The sequence below is a fragment of the Lacinutrix sp. YIN62 genome (assembly GCF_057219185.1).
The window spans coordinates 45,591-66,353 of sequence record NZ_JBXVVH010000003.1; the positions used below are offsets into that span (position 1 = coordinate 45,591).

Here is a 20,763-nt window from a genome sequence, read left to right on the forward strand (position 1 = left end):
TGTTTTATTGCCTTCTTAAAATTAATTAGATTTAATATTGTTAATAAATTCATCAAACAAATAAGATGAATCATGAGGTCCTGGACTGGCCTCTGGATGATATTGTACAGAAAAACAATTTTTAGATTTCATTTTTATACCTGCAACGGTATTATCATTTAAATGTACATGTGTAATTTCTAAATCTGGATGCGCTTCTGTTTCTTCTCTATTTATAGCGAATCCATGATTTTGTGAAGTAATTTCGCCTTTACCTGTAACCATATTCTTAACAGGGTGATTTATACCTCTGTGTCCATTATGCATCTTATAAGTAGAAATACCGTTTGCTAAAGCGATGACTTGATGTCCTAGGCAGATCCCAAACAAGGGTAAATTTCTCTTTATTATTTCTTTTGCTAAGTTTTGAGCATCTACTAGTGGCTCTGGATCTCCTGGTCCATTTGACAGGAAATAGCCATCCGGACTCCATGCACTTAACTCTTCAAATGTAGCATTATAAGGAAATACTTTTATATAAGCGCCTCGATTTGATAGATTACGTAAAATATTCTTTTTAATTCCAATATCTAAAGCAGCTATTTTAATTGAGGCATTTTCATCTCCAACAAAATAAGGCTTTTTAGTTGATACTTTTGAAGCCAGCTCTAGTCCATTCATATTTGGAATCTTCGCCAATTGCGCTTTTAGTCCTTCTATATTATCGACGTCTGTAGAAATAACAGCATTCATAGCGCCGTTATCTCTAATATAACTTACCAGAGCTCTAGTATCTACATCTGAAATAGCTAATAGATTGTTAGCATTCAAAAACTCCTCCAATCCGCCATTAGCATCATCTCTAGAGAATTCATAACTAAAGTTTTTACAAATTAGCCCTGCAATTTTTATAGAATCTGATTCTACTTCATTCTTGTTAACACCATAGTTACCAATATGAGCATTCGTAGTTACCATTAATTGCCCATAATAAGAAGGATCTGTAAAAATCTCCTGATATCCAGTCATCCCTGTATTGAAACAGACTTCCCCAAACGCGTTTCCGCCTTTACCTACAGCTTTACCATAAAAAATAGTACCATCTGCAAGTAAAACTATTGCCTTTTTTAATTTTTGATATTTCATTGTAGTAGTTGTGTATTCATGTCCCTGTATTTCGGAAAACAAAAGTTGCACAAAATTGCATAAAAAAAAGGATAAACTAAAATAGTTTATCCTTTATATTTCTCTTCATTTATTTATATGTCGTTTAAAACTCTATTTTAACATTTAAATTAACAAAACACATTTGTAATAAAACAAAAAAAGGATAAACCTTTATGATTTATCCTTTTTAATAAAATACTAGTTTGTATTTATTCTTCTTCGTTTGAAGCTTTTGCTTCTGCTACTGGAGCATCCGCCGGTTTATTACCACCTCTTCTACTTCTACGTGTTGTTTTCTTAACAGCTTTATCTGCATTGTAGATCTCATTGTAATCTACTAATTCGATCATTGCCATATCAGCGTTATCACCTAAACGATTACCAAGTTTAATAATTCTAGTGTAACCTCCTGGTCTATCACCAATTTTAGCTGCTACATCTCTAAATAATTCTGTAACGGCTTCTTTTTGTCTTAAACGACTAAATACGATACGTCTATTATGAGTAGTATCAGATTTAGATTTAGTAATCAATGGCTCAACAAATTGCTTTAAAGCTTTCGCTTTTGCAACTGTAGTGTTAATACGCTTATGTTCTATTAAAGAACAAGCCATATTTGCTAACATTGCTTTTCTGTGAGCGGTTTGTCTACCTAAGTGGTTTACTTTTTTTCCGTGTCTCATGACATTTTGTTTTAATCATCATCTTGCATCGCACTCTTATTGAGGAGCAAAATATGATGTATTAGTCTTTATCTAGTTTATATTTTGACAAATCCATTCCGAAATTTAATCCTTTCACGTTTACTAGCTCTTCTAGCTCTGTTAAAGATTTTTTACCGAAGTTACGGAACTTCATTAAATCATTCTTATTAAATGACACTAAGTCTCCTAATGTATCTACTTCCGCAGCTTTTAAACAATTAAGTGCACGTACTGATAAGTCCATATCCACTAATTTTGTTTTAAGTAACTGTCTCATATGAAGCGATTCTTCATCATAAGTTTCAGTTTGTGCAATCTCATCTGCCTCTAAAGTTATTCGCTCATCTGAGAATAACATAAAGTGATGTATTAATGTTTTTGCAGCCTCTGTTAAAGCATCTTGAGGTGTTATAGAGCCATCAGAAATGATTTCGAAAACTAGTTTTTCGTAATCAGTCTTTTGTTCTACACGATAATTTTCAATACTATACTTAACGTTTTTTATAGGCGTATAAATTGAATCTGTAAAAATAGTCCCTATTGGCGCTGAAGCTTTTTTATTTTCTTCTGCTGGAACATATCCTCTTCCTTTTTCAATAGTTATTTCTATATTAACGTTTACTTTAGGATCTAAGTTACAAATTACCAAGTCTGAGTTTAAAACTTGGAATCCAGAAATGAACTTTTGAAAATCGCCAGCTGTAATTTGATCTTGACCAGAAATAGAAATAGATACAGATTCATTATCTACATCTTCTATTTGTCTTTTAAAACGCATTTGTTTTAAATTCAAAATAATTTCGGTAACATCTTCTACGACACCTGCAATTGCTGAAAACTCATGATCTACACCTTCGATTCTAACCGATGTTATCGCAAATCCTTCTAAAGAAGAGAGTAACACTCTTCTAAGCGCATTTCCTACTGTTAATCCGTAACCAGGTTCTAAAGGTCTAAATTCAAATTTACCTTCAAAATCGGTCGAATCGATCATGATTACTTTATCGGGCTTCTGAAAATTAAATACTGCCATATGTTCTTCGTTTTAATTGTTATTTGGTTGCGCGATTTATAAGTTTGAAGAAGTCTAATAAATCCTTTGGCCAAATACCAATATGATTAATTTATTATTTAGAGTATAATTCTACTATGAATTGCTCATTAATATTTTCTGGAATTTGAATTCTAGCAGGAATAGAGACATAAGTTCCTTCTTTTTTCTCGCTATTCCATGTAATCCATTCGAAAACATTATTTGAATTTGATAACGATCTATCAATAGCTTCAAGCGATTTAGATTTTTCTCTTACAGCAACTACATCCCCAGCTTTCAATTGGTATGAAGGTACATTCACCAACTCACCATTTACTGTAATGTGTCTGTGAGAAACTAATTGTCTAGCGCCACTTCGTGTTGGTGCTATTCCCATTCTAAACACTACGTTATCTAATCTAGACTCACATAATTGTAAAAGAACCTCACCTGTTATTCCTGTAGCAGCTGTAGCTCTTTTAAACATGTTTCTGAATTGACGCTCTAATATACCGTAAGTATATTTTGCCTTTTGCTTTTCCATTAACTGGATTGCATATTCAGATTTTTTTCCACGTCTTCTGTTATTACCATGTTGACCTGGAGGGTAATTTCTTTTTTCGAAGGCTTTATCATCTCCGAAAATAGCTTCGCCAAATTTACGAGCTATCTTAGTTTTAGGACCAGTATATCTTGCCATTTTAAATTTGTTTTGAGAGTGATTATGAATTAAGGTCTTAATCTTATCCTCCGATAATCGTTAATCTCTCTGTTGATACTTGTTATTAATTTTTAGTTTGCAAATTTACACAAAAAAATTAATATCAGCTATGTTATATAGCTGATATTAATTCTAATAAGTTGTATAAATTATACTCTTCTACGTTTAGGAGGACGACATCCATTGTGTGGTAATGGAGTAACATCAATAATTTCTGTTACTTCGATACCAGCATTATGAATAGAACGAATCGCAGATTCTCTACCATTACCTGGTCCTTTTACGTATACTTTTACTTTTCTTAACCCAGCTTCTTTAGCTACTCCAGAAGCATCTTCTGCTGCTAATTGTGCTGCGTAAGGCGTGTTCTTTTTTGAACCTCTAAACCCCATTTTACCAGCAGATGACCATGAAATAACATCACCTTTTTTATTGGTAAGAGAGATAATAATGTTGTTAAATGAAGCTGTTATGTGTGCTTCTCCAACAGAATCGACTATAACTTTACGTTTTTTAGTACTTGTCTTTGCCATATTTTCTAGTTCTTAGTATTAGTAGATAGTCGCTAGAATCCTAAACCTAAATAATTTCAAACAGATTCTTTCCAACGTCTAATCACTAAAGACTAAATTTTTAATTGTTATTTAGTTGCTTTTTTCTTGTTAGCAACCGTTTTTCTTCTACCTTTTCTGGTTCTAGAGTTGTTTTTAGTACGTTGTCCTCTTAAAGGAAGACTAGCTCTATGACGGATACCTCTGTAACATCCTATATCCATTAATCGCTTAATGTTTAATTGTGTTTCAGAACGTAATTCACCTTCAATAGTATAAGATCCAACAACCTCACGGATTGCTCCAATTTGGTCATCTGTCCAATCTTGTACTTTGATGCTTTCGTCTACTTTAGCCACTGCTAAAATTTCTTCTGCTCTACTTCTACCTATTCCATAGATGTAAGTTAAAGAAATTACTCCTCTTTTTTGTTTTGGTATGTCTACACCTGCAATTCTTGCCATAATTACCCTTGTCTTTGTTTGAATCTAGGATTCTTTTTGTTAATGACGTAAAGTCTACCTTTTCTACGCACGATCTTACAATCTGCGCTTCTCTTTTTAACTGATGCTCTTACTTTCATCTGATTGTTCTTATTTTTCTAGATGTCAGATGGAACCTTTCGGTTTCATCGTAATTAGTATCTATAAGTTATGCGAGCCTTAGTTAAATCGTAAGGACTCATTTCTAATTTTACTTTATCACCTGGTAATAATTTTATATAATGCATACGCATTTTACCAGATATGTGTGCTGTCACAATGTGACCATTCTCTAATTCGACACGAAACATTGCATTTGATAATGCTTCTATAATGGTGCCGTCTTGCTCTATTGCTGCTTGTTTTGCCATAGTATAATATATTAAGCTACTGCTTTTCTATTTTTACCGGTTTTCATCAAGCCGTCATAGTGCCTATTCAACAAATAAGAATTTACTTGTTGCATAGTGTCTATTGCAACTCCAACCATAATTAACATTGATGTACCACCAAAAAATAAAGCCCAACCAGATTGTACACCCATAAGCTTAAATACAAATGCTGGGAACACAGCAATAAGTGCTAAGAATATAGAACCTGGTAGTGTTATTTGAGACATAATTTTATCTAGATATTCCGAAGTTTCAGATCCTGGGCGAATGCCTGGAATAAAACCACCACTACGCTTTAAATCGTCTGCCATTTTATTTGTTGGGACAGTAATTGCCGTATAGAAATATGTAAATATTATAATTAACAATGCGAATACGAAATTATACCAAAACCCGAAAATATCTGAAAAATTAGCTTGCATCCATAATCCTGTAGCGGTATCTTTCAAAAAGGAAGAACCTCCAATTAGACCCGGTACAAACATTATTGCTTGTGCGAATATGATTGGCATTACTCCTGAAGCATTTAGCTTTAAAGGAATATACTGTCTAGATCCAAATACATTTTTCTCATAGCCTCCAGTTGCAGAACGTCTAGCATATTGAACTGCTATTTTTCTAACAGCCATTACCAAAAGTATTGATGCTGCTATGATTACAAACCAAATTACAACTTCGAAAAGGATCATCATTATATTGTTACCCGCATCTAATCTTGATGCAGCATTTTGTAAAAATGCTTTTGGTAACGTAGCAATGATACCTACCATTATTAATAATGATATTCCATTACCAATCCCTTTATCTGTAATTTTTTCTCCTAACCACATTGCAAAAATACAACCTGTTACAAGTATGACTATTGATGAAAAATAGAACAAACCTCCTTGACCTAATAAGAAAGCTGATTCTGGAATGCCAAACATTGGGTTTAAACTAGCTAAATAACCTGGTGCTTGAACCAAGCATATTCCTATAGTTAACCAACGCGTTATTTGAGTTATTTTTTTCTGACCACTAGCGCCTTCTTTTTGTAGCTTCTGTAAATAAGGAATCGCTATTCCCATTAATTGAACGACAATAGAAGCCGAGATATAAGGCATAATACCCAATGCAAATACTGAGGCATTAGCAAATGCCCCTCCAGTAAAGGCATTAATCAGCCCAATGATCCCATTTTCAGCCTCACCTTGAAGACTAGCTAATTGAGTAGCATCTATTCCAGGTAATACTACCTGTGCTCCAAAACGATAAACCAATAACAATCCTAGTGTAACTATGATTCGGTTTTTCAGTTCTTCTATTTTCCAAACATTTTTTAAAGTTTCTATAAATTTCATACTCTTAATTAGGTCTTATAAAGTTACAGCTTCTCCACCTGCAGCTTCTATTGCAGCTTTTGCTGAAGCAGTAAATTTGTGGGCTGTTACTTTTAATTTAGTTTTTAACTCTCCTCTTCCTAAAATTTTAACTGATTCATTTTTACCAGCCAATCCTAAAGAGATGATCGTATCGAAATCTATAGCGTCTTTAATTTTCTTATCATCAACTAATTTTTGAAGAGTATCTAGGTTTATACCTTGATACTCTTTACGATTGATGTTAGTAAAACCGAATTTAGGAACTCGTCTTTGAAGTGGCATTTGCCCTCCTTCAAAACCTACTTTCTTAGAATAACCTGAACGCGATTTTGCTCCTTTGTGACCACGTGTAGCAGTACCACCTTTTCCAGAACCTTGTCCACGACCTATTCTTTTTCCTTGGGTTTTAACTGAACCTTCTGCAGGTTTTAAATTACTTAAATCCATTTTTCAGTATTGTTATTATTTGGTTTCTTCTACAGAAACCAAGTGATTTACTTTATTAACCATTCCTAAAATATTAGGAGTAGCATCGTGCTCTACAGTCTGCCCAATCTTTTTAAGACCTAGAGCTAATAAAGTTCTCTTTTGTCTTTGTGTGCGATTGATTGCGCTTTTAACTTTTGTTACTTTTATCTTTCCCATTTCTGTGATTATTAACCGTTAAAAACTTTCTCTAATGAAATACCTCTTTCACGAGCAATAGTATGAGCACTTCTTAATTGCAATAATGCATCAAAAGTTGCTTTTACAACATTATGTGGGTTTGATGATCCTTGAGATTTAGATAATACATCATGTACTCCTACTGCCTCAAGAACTGTTCTTACAGCTCCACCAGCAATAACTCCTGTACCTGGAGCTGCAGGAATGATGTTTACTCTTGCTCCACCAAACTTACCTTTTTGTTCATGTGGTAATGTTCCTTTTATAATAGGAATACGTACTAAATTTTTCTTAGCATCTTCAATCGCTTTAGCAATTGCACTAGCAACATCTTTAGATTTCCCTAAACCATGTCCTACTACACCTGCTTCATCTCCAACAACAACAATTGCTGAAAAACCGAATGCTCTACCACCTTTTGTTACTTTGGTAACTCTCTGTACACCAACTAAACGATCTTTAAGATCTAATCCACTTGGTTTTACTAACTCTGCGCTTTTGTATTTTTGATACATAATTTCTTAGAATTTAAGTCCTGCTTCTCTAGCTCCTTCGGCTAATGATTTGATTCTACCGTGATATAAATATCCACCTCTATCAAAAGTGATAGTACTTACACCAGCTTTTATTGCTTTTTCGGCAACAGACTTTCCTACTATAGTAGCAATTTCAGATTTATTACCTTTAGCAGAACTAATGTCTTTATCTCTAGAAGATGCTGCTGCTAAGGTTTTACCTGTAACATCATCAACTACTTGAGCATAAATTTCTTTATTACTTCTAAAAACAGCTAATCTAGGTCTAGCTTCTGTACCAGAAACAACCTTACGTATTCTGCTTTTAATTCTTATTCTTCTTTCGTTCTTTGTTAACGCCATAACTTAATTATTAAGCTGATTTACCTGCTTTTCTTCTTAGTACTTCACCTACAAACTTCACACCTTTTCCTTTATAAGGCTCTGGTGGTCTGAATCCGCGAATTTTCGCAGCTACTTGCCCAACAAGTTGCTTATCGTGAGATGTTAACTTGATTAGTGGATTTTTTCCTTTGTCAGATACAGTTTCCACCTTAATTTCTGGTGCTATACTCATAACAATATTATGAGAAAAACCTAGAGCTAGTTCCAATTTATTTCCTTGGTTACTTGCTCTATATCCTACTCCTACAAGCTCAAGCTCTTTAGTCCATCCTTTAGATACACCATCAATCATATTATTGATTAACGCCCTATATAAACCATGTTTAGCTTTGCTCTCTTTGTTTTCAGAAGTTCGTGTTACTACTACGTTTGCTTCTTCAACTTTCACCTCTACAGTATCATAAGTTTGATTTAATTCTCCTAACTTACCTTTTACTGTAATTACGTTATCTTTTACTTCTACTGTAACTCCTTCTGGAATTGCAACTGGGTTATTTCCTATTCTTGACATTTCTTTCTCCCTTTTAGATTAGTAAACGTAACATAAAACTTCACCACCTACATTTTCTCTTTTTGCTTGTTTACCAGTCATTACTCCATGAGAAGTAGAAACGATAGCAATACCAAGTCCATTAAGAATTCTAGGTAGTCCATTAGAACCAGAATATTTACGTAAACCAGGTTTACTCATTCTTTCAATTTTTCTAATTACAGGTTCTTTAGTTTCTTTATTGTACTTAAGGGCTATCTTAATAGTCCCTTGTACAGTAGAATCATCGAACTTGTAACTTAAAATATATCCTTGATCGAATAATATTTTAGTAATGTCCTTTTTTAAATTTGATGCAGGAATTTCTACAACTCTGTGATTAGCACGCACTGCGTTTCTAATTCTAGTTAAGTAATCTGCAATTGGATCTGTATACATATGTATTAATTTGCGGCCTTGGTTTTCAATTTTTTTGAACCTTAGACCAATTTATAATTTTACCAACTTGCTTTTCTAACGCCTGGGCTTAACCCTTGGTTAGCCATTTCTCTAAATGTAACACGAGAAATACCAAAGTTACGCATATAACCTTTTGGTCTTCCTGTTAATTTACATCTATTGTNGGATTAACCCTTGGTTAGCCATTTCTCTAAATGTAACACGAGAAATACCAAAGTTACGCATATAACCTTTTGGTCTTCCTGTTAATTTACATCTATTGTGCATACGAACTGGAGAAGCATTCTTCGGTAACTTCTGCAATGCTTCATAATCGCCAGCTGCTTTTAAAGCCTTACGTTTTTCAGCATATTTAGCTACTGTTTTAGCTCTTTTCACCTCGCGGGCTTTCATTGATTCTTTAGCCATAACTTAGTTTTTTTGAAAAGGTAATCCTAATTCAGTTAATAATGATTTTGCTTCTTTATCTGTATCTGCTGTAGTTACAAAAGTAATATCCATTCCTGAGATTTTGTTAATTTTATCAATGTCTATCTCTGGGAATATAATTTGTTCGGTAATCCCTAAATTATAGTTACCTCTACCATCAAATCCAGTCGCTTTAATTCCTCCAAAATCTCTTACACGTGGTAATGCTGAAGTTACTAAACGATCTAAAAACTCGTACATTTTCTCACCGCGTAAAGTTACTTTAGCACCAATTGGCATTCCCTTACGTAATTTAAATGTTGCAACATCTTTTTTAGATATTGTTGCTATAGCTTTTTGTCCTGTTATAGTTGTTAGTTCTTCCACGGCGTGGTCTACTAACTTCTTATCTGAAACTGCAGCACCAACTCCTTTAGATAAAACTATCTTGGTAAGTTTTGGTACTTGCATTACATTTTTATAACCAAATTCTTCTGTAAGAGCAGCAATTACTTTGCTTTTATACTCTTCTTTAAGTCTAGGTGAATATGCCATAACTATATTACTTCATTAGATTTTTTAGAAAATCTGACTTTCTTGTCACCTTCCATTCTATATCCTACTCTTGTTGCTTCTCCTTTAGAAGTTAGCAAAGATAAGTTAGATACTTGAATTGGAGCTTCTTTTTCTACGATTCCTCCTTGTGGGCTTTGTGCACTAGGTTTTGTATGTTTTTTAACCATATTTACACCCTCAACGATCACTTTGTTCTTATCTGTAAATACTTTTTGAACAACACCTTCTGATCCTTTATGATCTCCAGCAATTACTCTTACTGTATCTCCTGATTTTATTTTAAGCTTTGTCATCTTACTTTATCAATTAAAGCACCTCTGGTGCCAATGATACAATTTTCATGAATTGTTTATCACGAAGTTCTCTAGCAACAGGTCCAAATACACGTGTTCCTCTCATTTCCCCTGTAGGGTTTAAAAGTACACAAGCATTGTCATCGAATCTTATATAAGAACCGTCTGGACGTCTTACTTCTTTTTTAGTACGTACAACTACTGCTGTAGAAACCGCTCCTTTTTTAATGTTTCCATTAGGAGTTGCGTCTTTTACAGTAACAACTATTTTGTCACCTACAGAAGCGTATCTTCTTTTAGTACCACCTAGAACACGTATTGTTAATACTTCTTTTGCTCCAGTGTTATCTGCTACTTTTAGTCTTGATTCTTGTTGTACCATAATTACTTCGCTCTTTCAATTATTTCAACTAATCTCCAACATTTAGATTTACTTAAAGGTCTTGTTTCCATGATCTTTACTGTATCTCCAATATTACAATCGTTTGTCTCATCGTGTGCAACGTATTTTTTCGTTTTCAACACGAACTTTCCGTACATAGGGTGTTTTACTTTTTTTACTTCAGCAACTACAATAGATTTTTGCATTTTGTTACTAGTAACTATTCCTATACGTTCTTTTCTTAAGTTTCTTTTTTCCATCATTAAGCAGAATTATTGTAATTCTCTTTTAGTTATTTCTGTTGCCAATCTTGCGACGTCTCTTCTTACAGATCGTAATTGGATTGGGTTCTCTAAAGGAGATATTGCATGTGCCATTTTCAGGTCTGAATAACTCTTCTTTGTTTCACTAAGTTTATCTTGTAACTCAGCTACAGATAATTCTTTAATTTCTGATTGTTTCATAATATCAATAAATTATGCTTCGTAATCTCTAGCGATTACAAACTTAGTTTTTACAGGTAATTTTTGAGCCGCTAAACGTAATGCTTCTTTTGCTACGTCTAATGGCACGCCGCCTACTTCAAAAAGTAGTCTTCCTGGTTTAACAACGGCTGCCCAATATTCAACGGCACCTTTACCTTTACCCATACGTACTTCAAGAGGTTTCTTTGTAATAGGCTTGTCTGGAAATATTTTAATCCAAAGTTGCCCTTCTCTTTTCATATAACGAGTAGCTGCAATACGTGCTGCTTCAATTTGACGCGATGTTAAAAAGTTCGAATCTAGTGATTTTATTCCAAAAGTTCCGTTTGAAAGTTGGTGCCCTCTACCGGCATTACCTTTCATCCGTCCTTTCTGCATTTTACGAAATTTTGTTCTTTTAGGCTGTAACATTTTTTCTTTTCTTTAAAAAATTACTTTCTACGACGAGATTGGTTCTTATTATTTCCACCTTGTCCTCGTCCACCTTTTCCTTGCTTCTTAGATAAACCAACAAGAGGAGAAAGCTCTCTTTTACCATATACTTCACCTTTCATAATCCACACTTTCACACCTAATCTACCATAAGTAGTATGTGACTCAACAAGTGCGTAATCAATATCGGCTCTAAAAGTTGATAAAGGAATACGTCCTTCTTTGTAGTGCTCAGATCGTGCCATTTCAGCACCATTTAAACGCCCACTAATTTGGATCTTAATTCCTTCAGCGTTCATACGCATTGTAGCAGCAATAGCCATCTTGATTGCGCGTCTGTATGAAATTCTATTTTCGATTTGACGTGCGATGCTAGATCCTACTAAAAATGCATCAAGTTCAGGTCTTTTAATCTCAAAGATATTAATCTGAACTTCTTTTCCTGTAATTTTCTTAAGCTCTTCTTTTAACTTGTCTACCTCTTGACCGCCTTTACCAATAATGATACCAGGACGAGCCGTTGTGATAGTAACGGTTACAAGTTTTAAAGTTCTTTCGATAATTACTCTAGATACACTCGCTTTAGATAAACGCGCGTGAACGTATTTTCTAATCTTATCGTCTTCGGCAAGTTTATCACCATAATCGTTTCCTCCGTACCAGTTAGATTCCCATCCTCTGATAATTCCTAAGCGATTTCCGATTGGATTTGTCTTTTGTCCCATATCTATCTTAGCTTTGTGTATTATTGTTTGCTCCAACTACGATTGTAACGTGGTTTGAACGTTTTCTTATTCTATGTGCACGACCTTGAGGTGCTGGACGCAATCTTTTTAACATAGCCCCGCTATCTACTCGTATCTCTTTAACAAAAAGTTCTGCTTCTTCAATAGATGCGTCTTCGTTTTTAGCTTGCCAGTTTGCAATTGCAGATACTAACAACGTTTCTAAACGTTTTGAAGCTTCTTTTGAATTAAACTTTAAAATATTAAGTGCTTTTTCTACTTTTTCACCTCTTACTAAATCGGCTACTAAACGCATTTTTCTCGGTGATGTAGGACAGTTATTAAGCTTAGCAAAAGCAATTTGCTTTTTAGCTTCCTTAATAGCGTCTGCCATTTGTTTTTTACGACTTCCCATAGCTTACTACTTTTTACCTTTATTTTTAGCACCAGCGTGACCTCTAAACGATCTTGTTGGTGAAAATTCTCCTAATTTGTGACCTACCATATTTTCTGTTACGTAAACTGGTACAAATTGACGGCCATTATGTACTGCGATAGTTTGTCCTACGAAATCGGGTGTAATCATACTGGCTCTTGACCAAGTTTTGATTACTGTTTTCTTGTTGGAATCAACATTAGCAGCAACTTTCTTCTCTAATTTATAATGAACGTAAGGTCCTTTTTTTAATGATCTTGCCATGTCTTATTTCTTTCTACGTTCTACAATATATTTATTACTCGCTTTAGTTTTAGAACGTGTTCTATAACCTTTTGCTGGTATACCATTTCTAGAACGTGGATGTCCACCTGAAGATTTACCTTCACCACCACCCATTGGGTGATCAACTGGATTCATTACTACTGGTCTAGTTCTTGGTCTTCTACCTAACCATCTGCTTCTTCCGGCTTTACCTGATACTAACAATTGGTGATCTGAATTAGATATAACTCCAATTGTTGCCATACAAGTAATCAAGAGTAATCTTGTTTCTCCTGAAGGCAATTTAATTGTTGCGAATTTACCATCTCTTGCCATTAACTGTGCAAAAGCCCCTGCGCTACGCGCCATAACAGCTCCTTGTCCTGGACGCAATTCTACACAAGAAATAATGGTTCCTAATGGAATATTTGCTAAAGGCATTGCATTTCCAATTTCTGGAGCCACATTTTCACCTGAAACAATAGTTTGTCCAACTTGTAAACCATTTTGAGCAATGATATAAGCTTTCTCACCATCTTGGTAATTCAACAATGCGATAAACGCTGTTCTGTTTGGATCGTATTGAATTGATGCGACTACAGCAGGAATGCCTACTTTAGCTCTTTTGAAATCAATAATACGGTACCTTTTCTTATGACCACCACCTTTGTAGCGCATAGTCATACGACCTTGACTGTTTCTACCACCTGAACGTTTTTTCGGAGCTAATAAACTCTTCTCCGGCTTATCAGTTGTAATGGCGTCAAATCCATTAACAACTCTAAATCGCTGTCCTGGTGTGATTGGTTTTAATTTTCTTACTGACATTTGTCTTTAATTACATGTTAGTGTATAAATCAATTATCTCACCTTCCGCCAGTTGTACAATCGCTTTTTTCATCGCGTTTGTTTTACCATGTTGAATCCCAGTTTTTGTAAACTTGGTTTTTCTATCTGGACGGACATTTATGGTACGAACTTTTTCAACAGAAACTCCATAAGCAGCTTCAACTGCTTTTTTAATTTCTACCTTGTTCGCCTTTGTATTCACGAAAAAACTGAAACAGTTGTTTAATTCACTATTTGCAGTTGCTTTTTCTGTGATTATCGGTTTAATTAAGATATTCATCGTTTCCTTATTTACTTAAATTCGTTACAATTCCTTCTAAAGCTCCTTCTAAAAGCACAACTTGATTTGCATTTAAAATCTTGTAAGTACTTAATTCTGAAGCAGTTACAACCTCAGAGCTTTTTAAATTGCGTGACGACAAATATACATTATTATTCGACGCACCCAACACAAAGAGAGATTTTTTGTTTTGTAAGTCTAAAGCTTTCAAAATATTAGTGAAATTTTTAGTCTTTGGAGACTCAAAATTAAAGTCCTCTAAAACAACTAATGCTTTCTCATTTGCTTTCATACTTAATGCAGATCTACGCGCTAAACGCTTTAAGTTCTTATTAAGTTTTATAGAGTAGTTTCTTGGTCTTGGTCCAAACATACGACCTCCACCTCTAAATACTCCAGACTTGATACTACCTGCTCTGGCGGTACCAGTTCCTTTTTGCTTCTTAATCTTACGGGTACTTCCTGTAATCTCAGCTCTTTCTTTCGACTTATGTGTTCCTTGTCGTTGATGTGCTAAATATTGCTTAACATCTAAGTATACCGCATGATTATTAGGCTCAATAGCAAAAACATCGTTAGAAAGGTCTGCCTCTCTACCTGTTTTTTTTCCGTTTATATCTAAAACTGCTACTTTCATTATTTTCTAACAATTACATAAGCGTTTTTATGTCCAGGTACACAACCTTTAACAACTAGTAGATTCTTTTCAGCAACTACTTTTAAAACTCTTAAATTTTGAACTTTGATTGTATCTCCTCCCATTCTTCCTGCCATTTTCATTCCTTTGAAAACTCTTGCAGGATAAGATGCAGCTCCAATAGAACCTGGCGCTCTTAAACGGTTATGTTGACCGTGAGTAGCTTGACCTACACCACCGAAACCATGGCGTTTTACAACCCCTTGAAATCCTTTTCCTTTTGATGTACCTGATACATCAACAAACTCACCTTCTGTGAAGTGCTCTACAGTGATTGCATCACCTAATTTGTACTCCTCATCAAAACCTTGAAATTCTACGATTTTGCGTTTTACAGAAGTCCCTGCCTTTTTAGCATGACCTAAGTCAGCTTTAGTAGCACTTTTTTCTGTCGCGTCATCGAAACCAAGTTGAATAGCTTCATAGCCATCAACTTCTTCAGTTCTGACTTGGGTAACGATACATGGTCCAGCTTCGATAACTGTACATGGAATGTTTTTTCCATTTTCATCGAAGATGCTGGTCATACCGATTTTCTTTCCAATTAACCCAGACATAATTATTATTTATTTGTTATTATTATTTATTAAAAATACAAGGCTGAAAATACGTTTCAGCCTTGAATTGTATTTTTACCGTTTTTCCTTCGCTCGCAGCTTAGGACATGTTGTTTACTACTTAAACCTTAATTTCTACTTCTACTCCACTTGGTAATTCAAGTTTCATTAAAGCATCAATTGTTTTAGAAGATGAAGAGTAAATATCTAATAAACGCTTATAAGAGCTTAATTGAAATTGTTCTCTAGACTTCTTGTTTACGTGTGGTGAACGTAATACAGTGAAAATTTTCTTGTGTGTTGGTAATGGAATTGGCCCAGTTACTACAGCACCAGTACTCTTTACTGTTTTTACAATCTTATCAGCAGACTTATCAACTAAATTGTGATCGTAAGACTTTAATTTTATTCTAATTTTTTGACTCATTTTCTTTAGTTTTAAGCTTCTACGCCTTTAGCTGCCTTAATTACTTCTTCTGAAATATTTTGAGGCGTTTCAGCATAGTGTGAAAATTCCATTGTAGATGTTGCTCTACCAGAAGATAACGTTCTTAATGTGGTTACATACCCAAACATTTCAGATAAAGGCACTGTAGCTTTTACTGTTTTTGCTCCTGCTCTATCTCCCATATCACTTACTTGTCCTCTTCTTCTGTTTAAATCACCTACGATATCACCCATATTTTCTTCTGGAGTAATAACTTCTAATTTCATGATAGGTTCCATAATTACAGCTTTTGCTGCTTTCGCACAGGCTTTAAATCCTAGCTTAGCCGCTAATTCGAAAGATAATTGATCTGAATCCACATCGTGATAAGAACCGTCTTTTAGTGTAACTTTCATAGCATCGATTTCGTAACCTGCTAAAGGCCCGTTTACCATTGCCATTTTAAACCCTTTCTCAATTGAAGGAATAAATTCTTTAGGAACATTACCCCCTTTAATTGTAGATTCAAACTGAAGTCCAACTTGACCTTCATCTGCAGGTTCTACTGTAAATACAATATCTGCGAATTTACCACGACCACCAGATTGCTTCTTATAAACTTCTCTATGATCTGCACTTTGGGTTATAGCCTCTTTGTATTCTACTTGAGGCTGCCCTTGACTTACTTCTACTTTAAATTCACGCTTTAAACGATCTACAATTACATCTAAGTGAAGTTCACCCATTCCAGATATAATAGTTTGTCCTGAAGCTTCGTCTGAACGCACTGTAAATGTAGGATCTTCTTCAGCTAACTTAGCTAAACCAATACCTAGCTTATCAACATCTGCTTTCGTTTTTGGCTCTACGGCAATACCGATTACTGGATCTGGAAAATCCATAGATTCTAAAACAATAGGACTTTTTTCTGCTGAAAGTGTATCTCCTGTTTTTATAGATTTAAATCCTACAGCTGCACCAATATCTCCTGCTTCTATATATTCAATTGCATTTTGCTTGTTAGCATGCATTTGATAGATACGAGAAATACGTTCTTTTTTACCAGATCTATTATTTAACACATAAGAACCTGCATCTAGACGCCCTGAATAGGCTCTAAAAAACGCCAAACGTCCTACGAAAGGATCTGTAGCAATTTTAAAAGCTAAAGCTGCAAATGGTTCTTTTACATCTGGTTTACGAATTTCTTCTTGATCTGTATCTGGATTAACACCGACAATACCTTCCTTATCTACTGGAGACGGTAAGTAACGACATACAGCATCTAATAAAAACTGCACCCCTTTATTTTTAAACGCAGATCCACAAATCATAGGAATAATAGCCATATCCATCACAGCAGCTCTAAGTGCAGCATGCACTTCTTCTTCTGTAATAGAATCTTCATCTTCCATAAATTTCTCTAAAAGATTCTCATCGTAACTTGCTACTTCTTCTATTAAAAGTGCGCGATACTTACGTGCTTCTTCTTTCATATCTTCTGGAATATCGATCACATCAAAGGTTGCACCTTGAGTGTTATCATGCCATACAATAGCACGATTTTTAACTAAATCGATAATCCCTTTAAAATCCTCCTCGTCACCAATATTTAAAACGATTGGCACCGCATTAGATTTCAACATATCTTTTACTTGTTGGCAAACGCCTAAAAAGTCAGATCCTTGACGGTCCATTTTATTAACAAACCCTATTCTTGGCACTTTATAGTTATCTGCAAGTCTCCAGTTTGTTTCAGATTGAGGTTCTACACCATCAACTGCACTAAACAAGAATACTAAACCATCCAATACACGTAAAGATCTATTTACTTCTACAGTAAAATCTACGTGACCAGGAGTATCTATAATATTAAAGTGATATCCTTTTGTTTCAGGTGTAGGTTCTCCATTTTCAATTGGAAATTTCCACTCACATGTTGTAGCAGCAGAAGTAATTGTAATACCTCTTTCTTGTTCTTGCTCCATCCAGTCCATTGTAGCAGCACCATCATGCACTTCTCCAATTTTGTGAGAAACTCCTGTATAATAAAGAACACGCTCCGTTGTTGTTGTTTTACCAGCATCAATATGAGCTGCGATCCCAATATTTCTTGTGAATTTTAAATCTCTTGCCATTTCTTATTAAAATCTAAAGTGAGAGAATGCTTTATTTGCTTCAGCCATTTTATGAGTATCAACTCTTTTCTTAACCGCCGCGCCTTCTTCTTTAGCTGCTGCTAATATCTCTGAAGCTAAACGTTGCGCCATAGATTTTTCGTTTCTCTTTCTTGAATAGCTAATTAACCATTTCATTGCTGTAGAAACTTTACGGTCTGCACGTATTGGGTTAGGAATTTGAAAAGTCGCTCCCCCAACTCTACGACTACGCACTTCTACGTGAGGCATAACGTTAGACAAGGCATCCTTCCAAGTTTCTAATGCTGTTTTTTCTTCATCTGTTTTTTTTGAGTCTACGATATCAATTGCATCGTAAAACACTTTAAAAGCTACAGACTTCTTACCATCCCACATCATCATGTTAACAAAACGAGTTACTAACTGATCGTTAAAACGTGGATCCGGCAAAAGCGGTCTCTTTTTTGCTGCTCTTTTTCTCATGTCTTCTTCTTAAAGTTTTAATTACTTTTTAGGGCGTTTTGCTCCATACTTAGATCTACGTTGCGTTCTTCCTTCGACACCTGCGGTATCTAAAGCTCCACGAACAATGTGGTATCTAACTCCTGGCAAATCTTTTACCCTTCCACCTCTAACCAATACTATCGAGTGCTCTTGTAAATTATGACCTTCTCCAGGGATGTAAGCATTTACCTCATTACCATTTGTTAACCTTACACGCGCTACTTTACGCATTGCCGAGTTTGGTTTTTTAGGTGTTGTGGTGTAAACACGCGTACATACCCCTCTTCTTTGAGGACACGAATTTAAAGCAGCCGATTTACTCTTCTTGGTTATTTTGGCTCTTCCTTTTCGTACTAATTGTGAAATTGTTGGCATATATTTTATATATAATTTTACGTTCCCTTCTTCTAAGGGGCTGCAAAGGTAGTAATTAAAATTCAAAATTCAAATCCTAAAAGATTAATTTTCAGTAGTTTTTAAAAATTAAGCAATTACATATATTATATGTATTGTTTTTGCGTTAGTTTTACAAAACGAACTTATAGACAGCAAAGTGCAAAAACAGTATTCCCTTTTTTTTATTGCCATTTTTTTTCTCGCTCTGAACGCCTATTCTCAAAATTTAACACTTAAAATTATTGGTACAAATGATACTGAAACAGAGACCCTAAAAAACTTTTTATCTCAAAAAGAATTCACAGACTACAACTCTATGGTTTCCGAAACAAACACTATTAGGGATTTACTTTTTAAAGAAGGTTATATTGAAAACAGATTAGACACATTAACAAAAACTAATGACAGCTTATTCACAGCCACCATAACCCTAAACACAAAATACAAATCTATTTTAATACATTATGACACTACAGTTGTAGACAGAAAAACCGTAAAACACCTTTCGAATAAAAACTCAGAACACAACTTTACAATTCCCTTTAAAGATACTGAATATACCTTAAACTTCATAAACTCTAAAATTGCTGAAAACGGGCTTCCTTTCACCAAGCTTAAACTTTCTAGAATAAGAATTAAAAACAAAAACACACTCGAAGCCAACCTCATTATTATTAAAGATAATAACAAAAGAAGTTTAGACAAAATTGTTATTAAAGGCTACAAAAAATTTCCTAAATCATTTTTAGAACGTTACCTAAAAATCAAACCTGAAAACACCTTTAATATAGAATCCATAAAAAAAAGAATACAAGCACTAGACAACTTAAGCTTCGCTAAACAAATTAGAGAACCCGAAGTGCTTTTCACAAATGACTCTACGCAATTATACCTTTACATTAAAAAAACTTTAAGCAATACTTTTGATGGTTTTTTAGGTTTCAGTACAAATGAAGAAACAAACAATATAGAACTAAATGGCTACCTTAACCTTGAACTCAACAACAATCTAAATTACGGGGAATCCTTCAAGTTACTATATAAAAGCGATGAAAGCGAACAAAAGAATTTTGAAATCAAACTAAACCTCCCTTATTTATTTAATTCCCCCATAGGTACCGAGCTAGAATTAAATATTTTCAAAAAAGACTCCTCCTTTAACACGATAAGTCAAAAAGCAAAACTATTTTACCAATTAGACCCTAAAAGCAAATTGTTTTTAGGTATTGAGACTACAGAATCAAACCATTTACTAGAAGACGAAAACCTAACAAATATTGACGACTACAAGTCTAGATTTTTTGTGTTGAAATACGATTTTATAAACAGAACAAACCAAAACAGATTATCACAAGTCAAGACCCTATTAACTATAGAAACAGGCTTTGGAAACAGAGACTTAGACAACACTACTGAAAAACAAACAAAAATAAATCTGTCTGCTCATCACATATTCAAACTCAATCAAAAGCACAGCTTTCTACTAAGATTAAGTGGAAAATCATTAACTTCAAATTCCTTTCTAGAGAATGAATTGCTCCGTTTTGGTGGCATCAATTCCATAAGAGGCTTTCAAGAAAACAGCTTATCCGCAACACTTTATAGTTCCATAAACACAGAATACCGATACAATTTAAGCGACAACATATACACGCACACTATTATTGACTACGCTTGGCTAGAAAACAAAATTACTAATCAAAAAGAAAACCTATACGGCTTTGGCTTAGGTTTTGGAATTATCACTCAAGCTGGGTTGCTAAAATTCAACTTCGCTAATGGAAAATCTAAGAATCAAACATTCCAACTCTCAAACTCTCAAGTTCATTTAAGCTTAACTGCTTTATTTTAATCAAAACATAGTAATTTAACACAAAAACAGATTAAGACAACTCATTTTAACATTTAATTATTGTTTTATTCGGTATTTATTCTAATATTTAGAACAAATAACTAACAAAAACCCTTGAGTTCGATTAAATAATTGAT

35 protein-coding genes are annotated in these 20,763 nt (G+C 34.4%); 1 reads left to right on the forward strand and 34 read right to left on the reverse strand.

Annotated elements, in window-relative coordinates; translation table 11 throughout:
- Window positions 1-21 precede the first annotated feature (21 nt).
- The 34 genes from carA to rpsL form a co-directional block, all read right to left on the reverse strand.
- On the reverse strand, window positions 22-1,125 hold the full coding sequence (carA, locus tag AC2D8I_RS02655; protein WP_484704447.1) for a glutamine-hydrolyzing carbamoyl-phosphate synthase small subunit: 1,104 nt from the start codon (window positions 1,123-1,125) through the stop codon (window positions 22-24).
- A gap of 230 nt (window positions 1,126-1,355) precedes the next feature.
- Complete coding sequence (gene rplQ / locus AC2D8I_RS02660; RefSeq protein WP_484704448.1) at window positions 1,356-1,829, reverse strand: 50S ribosomal protein L17; 474 nt, start codon at window positions 1,827-1,829, stop codon at window positions 1,356-1,358.
- Between the two features lie 61 nt (window positions 1,830-1,890).
- Window positions 1,891-2,883, reverse strand: coding sequence for a DNA-directed RNA polymerase subunit alpha (locus AC2D8I_RS02665; protein WP_484704449.1), 993 nt, complete (start codon window positions 2,881-2,883; stop codon window positions 1,891-1,893).
- A gap of 94 nt (window positions 2,884-2,977) precedes the next feature.
- Complete coding sequence (rpsD, locus tag AC2D8I_RS02670; protein ID WP_484704450.1) at window positions 2,978-3,583, reverse strand: 30S ribosomal protein S4; 606 nt, start codon at window positions 3,581-3,583, stop codon at window positions 2,978-2,980.
- A 170-nt stretch (window positions 3,584-3,753) separates the two neighbouring features.
- Window positions 3,754-4,137: a 30S ribosomal protein S11 gene (rpsK, locus tag AC2D8I_RS02675; protein WP_484704451.1), complete on the reverse strand. Its 384-nt coding sequence runs from the start codon at window positions 4,135-4,137 to the stop codon at window positions 3,754-3,756.
- Window positions 4,138-4,244: 107 nt separating this feature from the next.
- The gene (rpsM, locus tag AC2D8I_RS02680) at window positions 4,245-4,619 is read right to left on the reverse strand and encodes a 30S ribosomal protein S13 (RefSeq protein ID WP_484704452.1); all 375 of its coding nucleotides are present in this window, start codon (window positions 4,617-4,619) and stop codon (window positions 4,245-4,247) included.
- 2 nt (window positions 4,620-4,621) lie between these two features.
- The gene (ykgO, locus tag AC2D8I_RS02685; protein ID WP_013305171.1) at window positions 4,622-4,738 is read right to left on the reverse strand and encodes a type B 50S ribosomal protein L36; all 117 of its coding nucleotides are present in this window, start codon (window positions 4,736-4,738) and stop codon (window positions 4,622-4,624) included.
- A 54-nt stretch (window positions 4,739-4,792) separates the two neighbouring features.
- A complete protein-coding gene (infA, locus tag AC2D8I_RS02690; RefSeq protein ID WP_007094967.1) occupies window positions 4,793-5,008 on the reverse strand; it encodes a translation initiation factor IF-1 in 216 nt (71 codons plus the stop codon).
- A gap of 11 nt (window positions 5,009-5,019) precedes the next feature.
- Window positions 5,020-6,369, reverse strand: a complete 1,350-nt coding sequence (secY, locus tag AC2D8I_RS02695) for a preprotein translocase subunit SecY (RefSeq protein WP_484704453.1) — start codon at window positions 6,367-6,369, stop codon at window positions 5,020-5,022.
- Window positions 6,370-6,384: 15 nt separating this feature from the next.
- Window positions 6,385-6,837, reverse strand: a complete 453-nt coding sequence (gene rplO, locus AC2D8I_RS02700; protein WP_484704454.1) for a 50S ribosomal protein L15 — start codon at window positions 6,835-6,837, stop codon at window positions 6,385-6,387.
- A gap of 15 nt (window positions 6,838-6,852) precedes the next feature.
- The gene (gene rpmD, locus AC2D8I_RS02705; protein ID WP_484704455.1) at window positions 6,853-7,035 is read right to left on the reverse strand and encodes a 50S ribosomal protein L30; all 183 of its coding nucleotides are present in this window, start codon (window positions 7,033-7,035) and stop codon (window positions 6,853-6,855) included.
- An 11-nt stretch (window positions 7,036-7,046) separates the two neighbouring features.
- Window positions 7,047-7,571, reverse strand: coding sequence for a 30S ribosomal protein S5 (gene rpsE / locus AC2D8I_RS02710; RefSeq protein WP_452597387.1), 525 nt, complete (start codon window positions 7,569-7,571; stop codon window positions 7,047-7,049).
- Between the two features lie 6 nt (window positions 7,572-7,577).
- Entirely contained in the window at window positions 7,578-7,934 is a 357-nt protein-coding gene (gene rplR, locus AC2D8I_RS02715) for a 50S ribosomal protein L18 (RefSeq protein ID WP_484704456.1), read from the reverse strand.
- A gap of 10 nt (window positions 7,935-7,944) precedes the next feature.
- On the reverse strand, window positions 7,945-8,487 hold the full coding sequence (gene rplF / locus AC2D8I_RS02720) for a 50S ribosomal protein L6 (RefSeq protein WP_484704457.1): 543 nt from the start codon (window positions 8,485-8,487) through the stop codon (window positions 7,945-7,947).
- 18 nt (window positions 8,488-8,505) lie between these two features.
- Window positions 8,506-8,904: a 30S ribosomal protein S8 gene (gene rpsH, locus AC2D8I_RS02725; RefSeq protein ID WP_484704458.1), complete on the reverse strand. Its 399-nt coding sequence runs from the start codon at window positions 8,902-8,904 to the stop codon at window positions 8,506-8,508.
- 59 nt (window positions 8,905-8,963) lie between these two features.
- Window positions 8,964-9,050, reverse strand: a complete 87-nt coding sequence (locus AC2D8I_RS02730; RefSeq protein ID WP_484704594.1) for a hypothetical protein — start codon at window positions 9,048-9,050, stop codon at window positions 8,964-8,966.
- Between the two features lie 31 nt (window positions 9,051-9,081).
- Entirely contained in the window at window positions 9,082-9,333 is a 252-nt protein-coding gene (gene rpsN, locus AC2D8I_RS02735; RefSeq protein WP_484704459.1) for a 30S ribosomal protein S14, read from the reverse strand.
- Between the two features lie 3 nt (window positions 9,334-9,336).
- Window positions 9,337-9,888, reverse strand: a complete 552-nt coding sequence (gene rplE, locus AC2D8I_RS02740; RefSeq protein ID WP_484704460.1) for a 50S ribosomal protein L5 — start codon at window positions 9,886-9,888, stop codon at window positions 9,337-9,339.
- 2 nt (window positions 9,889-9,890) lie between these two features.
- Entirely contained in the window at window positions 9,891-10,202 is a 312-nt protein-coding gene (rplX, locus tag AC2D8I_RS02745; RefSeq protein ID WP_484704461.1) for a 50S ribosomal protein L24, read from the reverse strand.
- A 13-nt stretch (window positions 10,203-10,215) separates the two neighbouring features.
- Complete coding sequence (rplN, locus tag AC2D8I_RS02750; RefSeq protein WP_111659928.1) at window positions 10,216-10,584, reverse strand: 50S ribosomal protein L14; 369 nt, start codon at window positions 10,582-10,584, stop codon at window positions 10,216-10,218.
- A gap of 2 nt (window positions 10,585-10,586) precedes the next feature.
- The gene (gene rpsQ / locus AC2D8I_RS02755; RefSeq protein WP_028283878.1) at window positions 10,587-10,844 is read right to left on the reverse strand and encodes a 30S ribosomal protein S17; all 258 of its coding nucleotides are present in this window, start codon (window positions 10,842-10,844) and stop codon (window positions 10,587-10,589) included.
- Window positions 10,845-10,856: 12 nt separating this feature from the next.
- Entirely contained in the window at window positions 10,857-11,048 is a 192-nt protein-coding gene (gene rpmC / locus AC2D8I_RS02760) for a 50S ribosomal protein L29 (protein ID WP_452597381.1), read from the reverse strand.
- Window positions 11,049-11,060: 12 nt separating this feature from the next.
- Window positions 11,061-11,480 carry a 50S ribosomal protein L16 gene (rplP, locus tag AC2D8I_RS02765; RefSeq protein WP_484704462.1) on the reverse strand — a complete coding sequence of 140 codons (420 nt, stop codon included), beginning with the start codon at window positions 11,478-11,480 and terminating at the stop codon, window positions 11,061-11,063.
- A gap of 20 nt (window positions 11,481-11,500) precedes the next feature.
- Window positions 11,501-12,226, reverse strand: coding sequence for a 30S ribosomal protein S3 (gene rpsC / locus AC2D8I_RS02770; protein ID WP_484704463.1), 726 nt, complete (start codon window positions 12,224-12,226; stop codon window positions 11,501-11,503).
- A 7-nt stretch (window positions 12,227-12,233) separates the two neighbouring features.
- Entirely contained in the window at window positions 12,234-12,641 is a 408-nt protein-coding gene (rplV, locus tag AC2D8I_RS02775) for a 50S ribosomal protein L22 (RefSeq protein WP_484704464.1), read from the reverse strand.
- 6 nt (window positions 12,642-12,647) lie between these two features.
- On the reverse strand, window positions 12,648-12,926 hold the full coding sequence (gene rpsS / locus AC2D8I_RS02780; protein ID WP_484704465.1) for a 30S ribosomal protein S19: 279 nt from the start codon (window positions 12,924-12,926) through the stop codon (window positions 12,648-12,650).
- 3 nt (window positions 12,927-12,929) lie between these two features.
- Window positions 12,930-13,754: a 50S ribosomal protein L2 gene (gene rplB, locus AC2D8I_RS02785; RefSeq protein ID WP_484704466.1), complete on the reverse strand. Its 825-nt coding sequence runs from the start codon at window positions 13,752-13,754 to the stop codon at window positions 12,930-12,932.
- A 10-nt stretch (window positions 13,755-13,764) separates the two neighbouring features.
- On the reverse strand, window positions 13,765-14,055 hold the full coding sequence (rplW, locus tag AC2D8I_RS02790; RefSeq protein ID WP_452597377.1) for a 50S ribosomal protein L23: 291 nt from the start codon (window positions 14,053-14,055) through the stop codon (window positions 13,765-13,767).
- A 7-nt stretch (window positions 14,056-14,062) separates the two neighbouring features.
- Window positions 14,063-14,692, reverse strand: a complete 630-nt coding sequence (gene rplD / locus AC2D8I_RS02795; protein ID WP_484704467.1) for a 50S ribosomal protein L4 — start codon at window positions 14,690-14,692, stop codon at window positions 14,063-14,065.
- Window positions 14,692-15,309, reverse strand: coding sequence for a 50S ribosomal protein L3 (rplC, locus tag AC2D8I_RS02800; protein WP_484704468.1), 618 nt, complete (start codon window positions 15,307-15,309; stop codon window positions 14,692-14,694). The genes rplD and rplC overlap by 1 nt, the downstream gene beginning before the upstream one ends.
- 121 nt (window positions 15,310-15,430) lie before the next feature.
- Window positions 15,431-15,736 (reverse strand): 30S ribosomal protein S10, encoded by a 306-nt coding sequence (rpsJ, locus tag AC2D8I_RS02805; protein ID WP_007650482.1) that lies wholly within the window; start codon window positions 15,734-15,736, stop codon window positions 15,431-15,433.
- An 11-nt stretch (window positions 15,737-15,747) separates the two neighbouring features.
- Window positions 15,748-17,874 carry an elongation factor G gene (gene fusA / locus AC2D8I_RS02810; protein WP_484704469.1) on the reverse strand — a complete coding sequence of 709 codons (2,127 nt, stop codon included), beginning with the start codon at window positions 17,872-17,874 and terminating at the stop codon, window positions 15,748-15,750.
- Between the two features lie 6 nt (window positions 17,875-17,880).
- Window positions 17,881-18,357 carry a 30S ribosomal protein S7 gene (gene rpsG, locus AC2D8I_RS02815; RefSeq protein ID WP_484704470.1) on the reverse strand — a complete coding sequence of 159 codons (477 nt, stop codon included), beginning with the start codon at window positions 18,355-18,357 and terminating at the stop codon, window positions 17,881-17,883.
- Between the two features lie 21 nt (window positions 18,358-18,378).
- Window positions 18,379-18,753 (reverse strand): 30S ribosomal protein S12, encoded by a 375-nt coding sequence (rpsL, locus tag AC2D8I_RS02820; RefSeq protein WP_044399731.1) that lies wholly within the window; start codon window positions 18,751-18,753, stop codon window positions 18,379-18,381.
- A 178-nt stretch (window positions 18,754-18,931) separates the two neighbouring features.
- Between rpsL and AC2D8I_RS02825 the strand changes: the two genes are divergently transcribed.
- Window positions 18,932-20,626: a POTRA domain-containing protein gene (locus AC2D8I_RS02825; RefSeq protein WP_484704471.1), complete on the forward strand. Its 1,695-nt coding sequence runs from the start codon at window positions 18,932-18,934 to the stop codon at window positions 20,624-20,626.
- The last annotated feature ends 137 nt before the right edge of the window (window positions 20,627-20,763 follow it).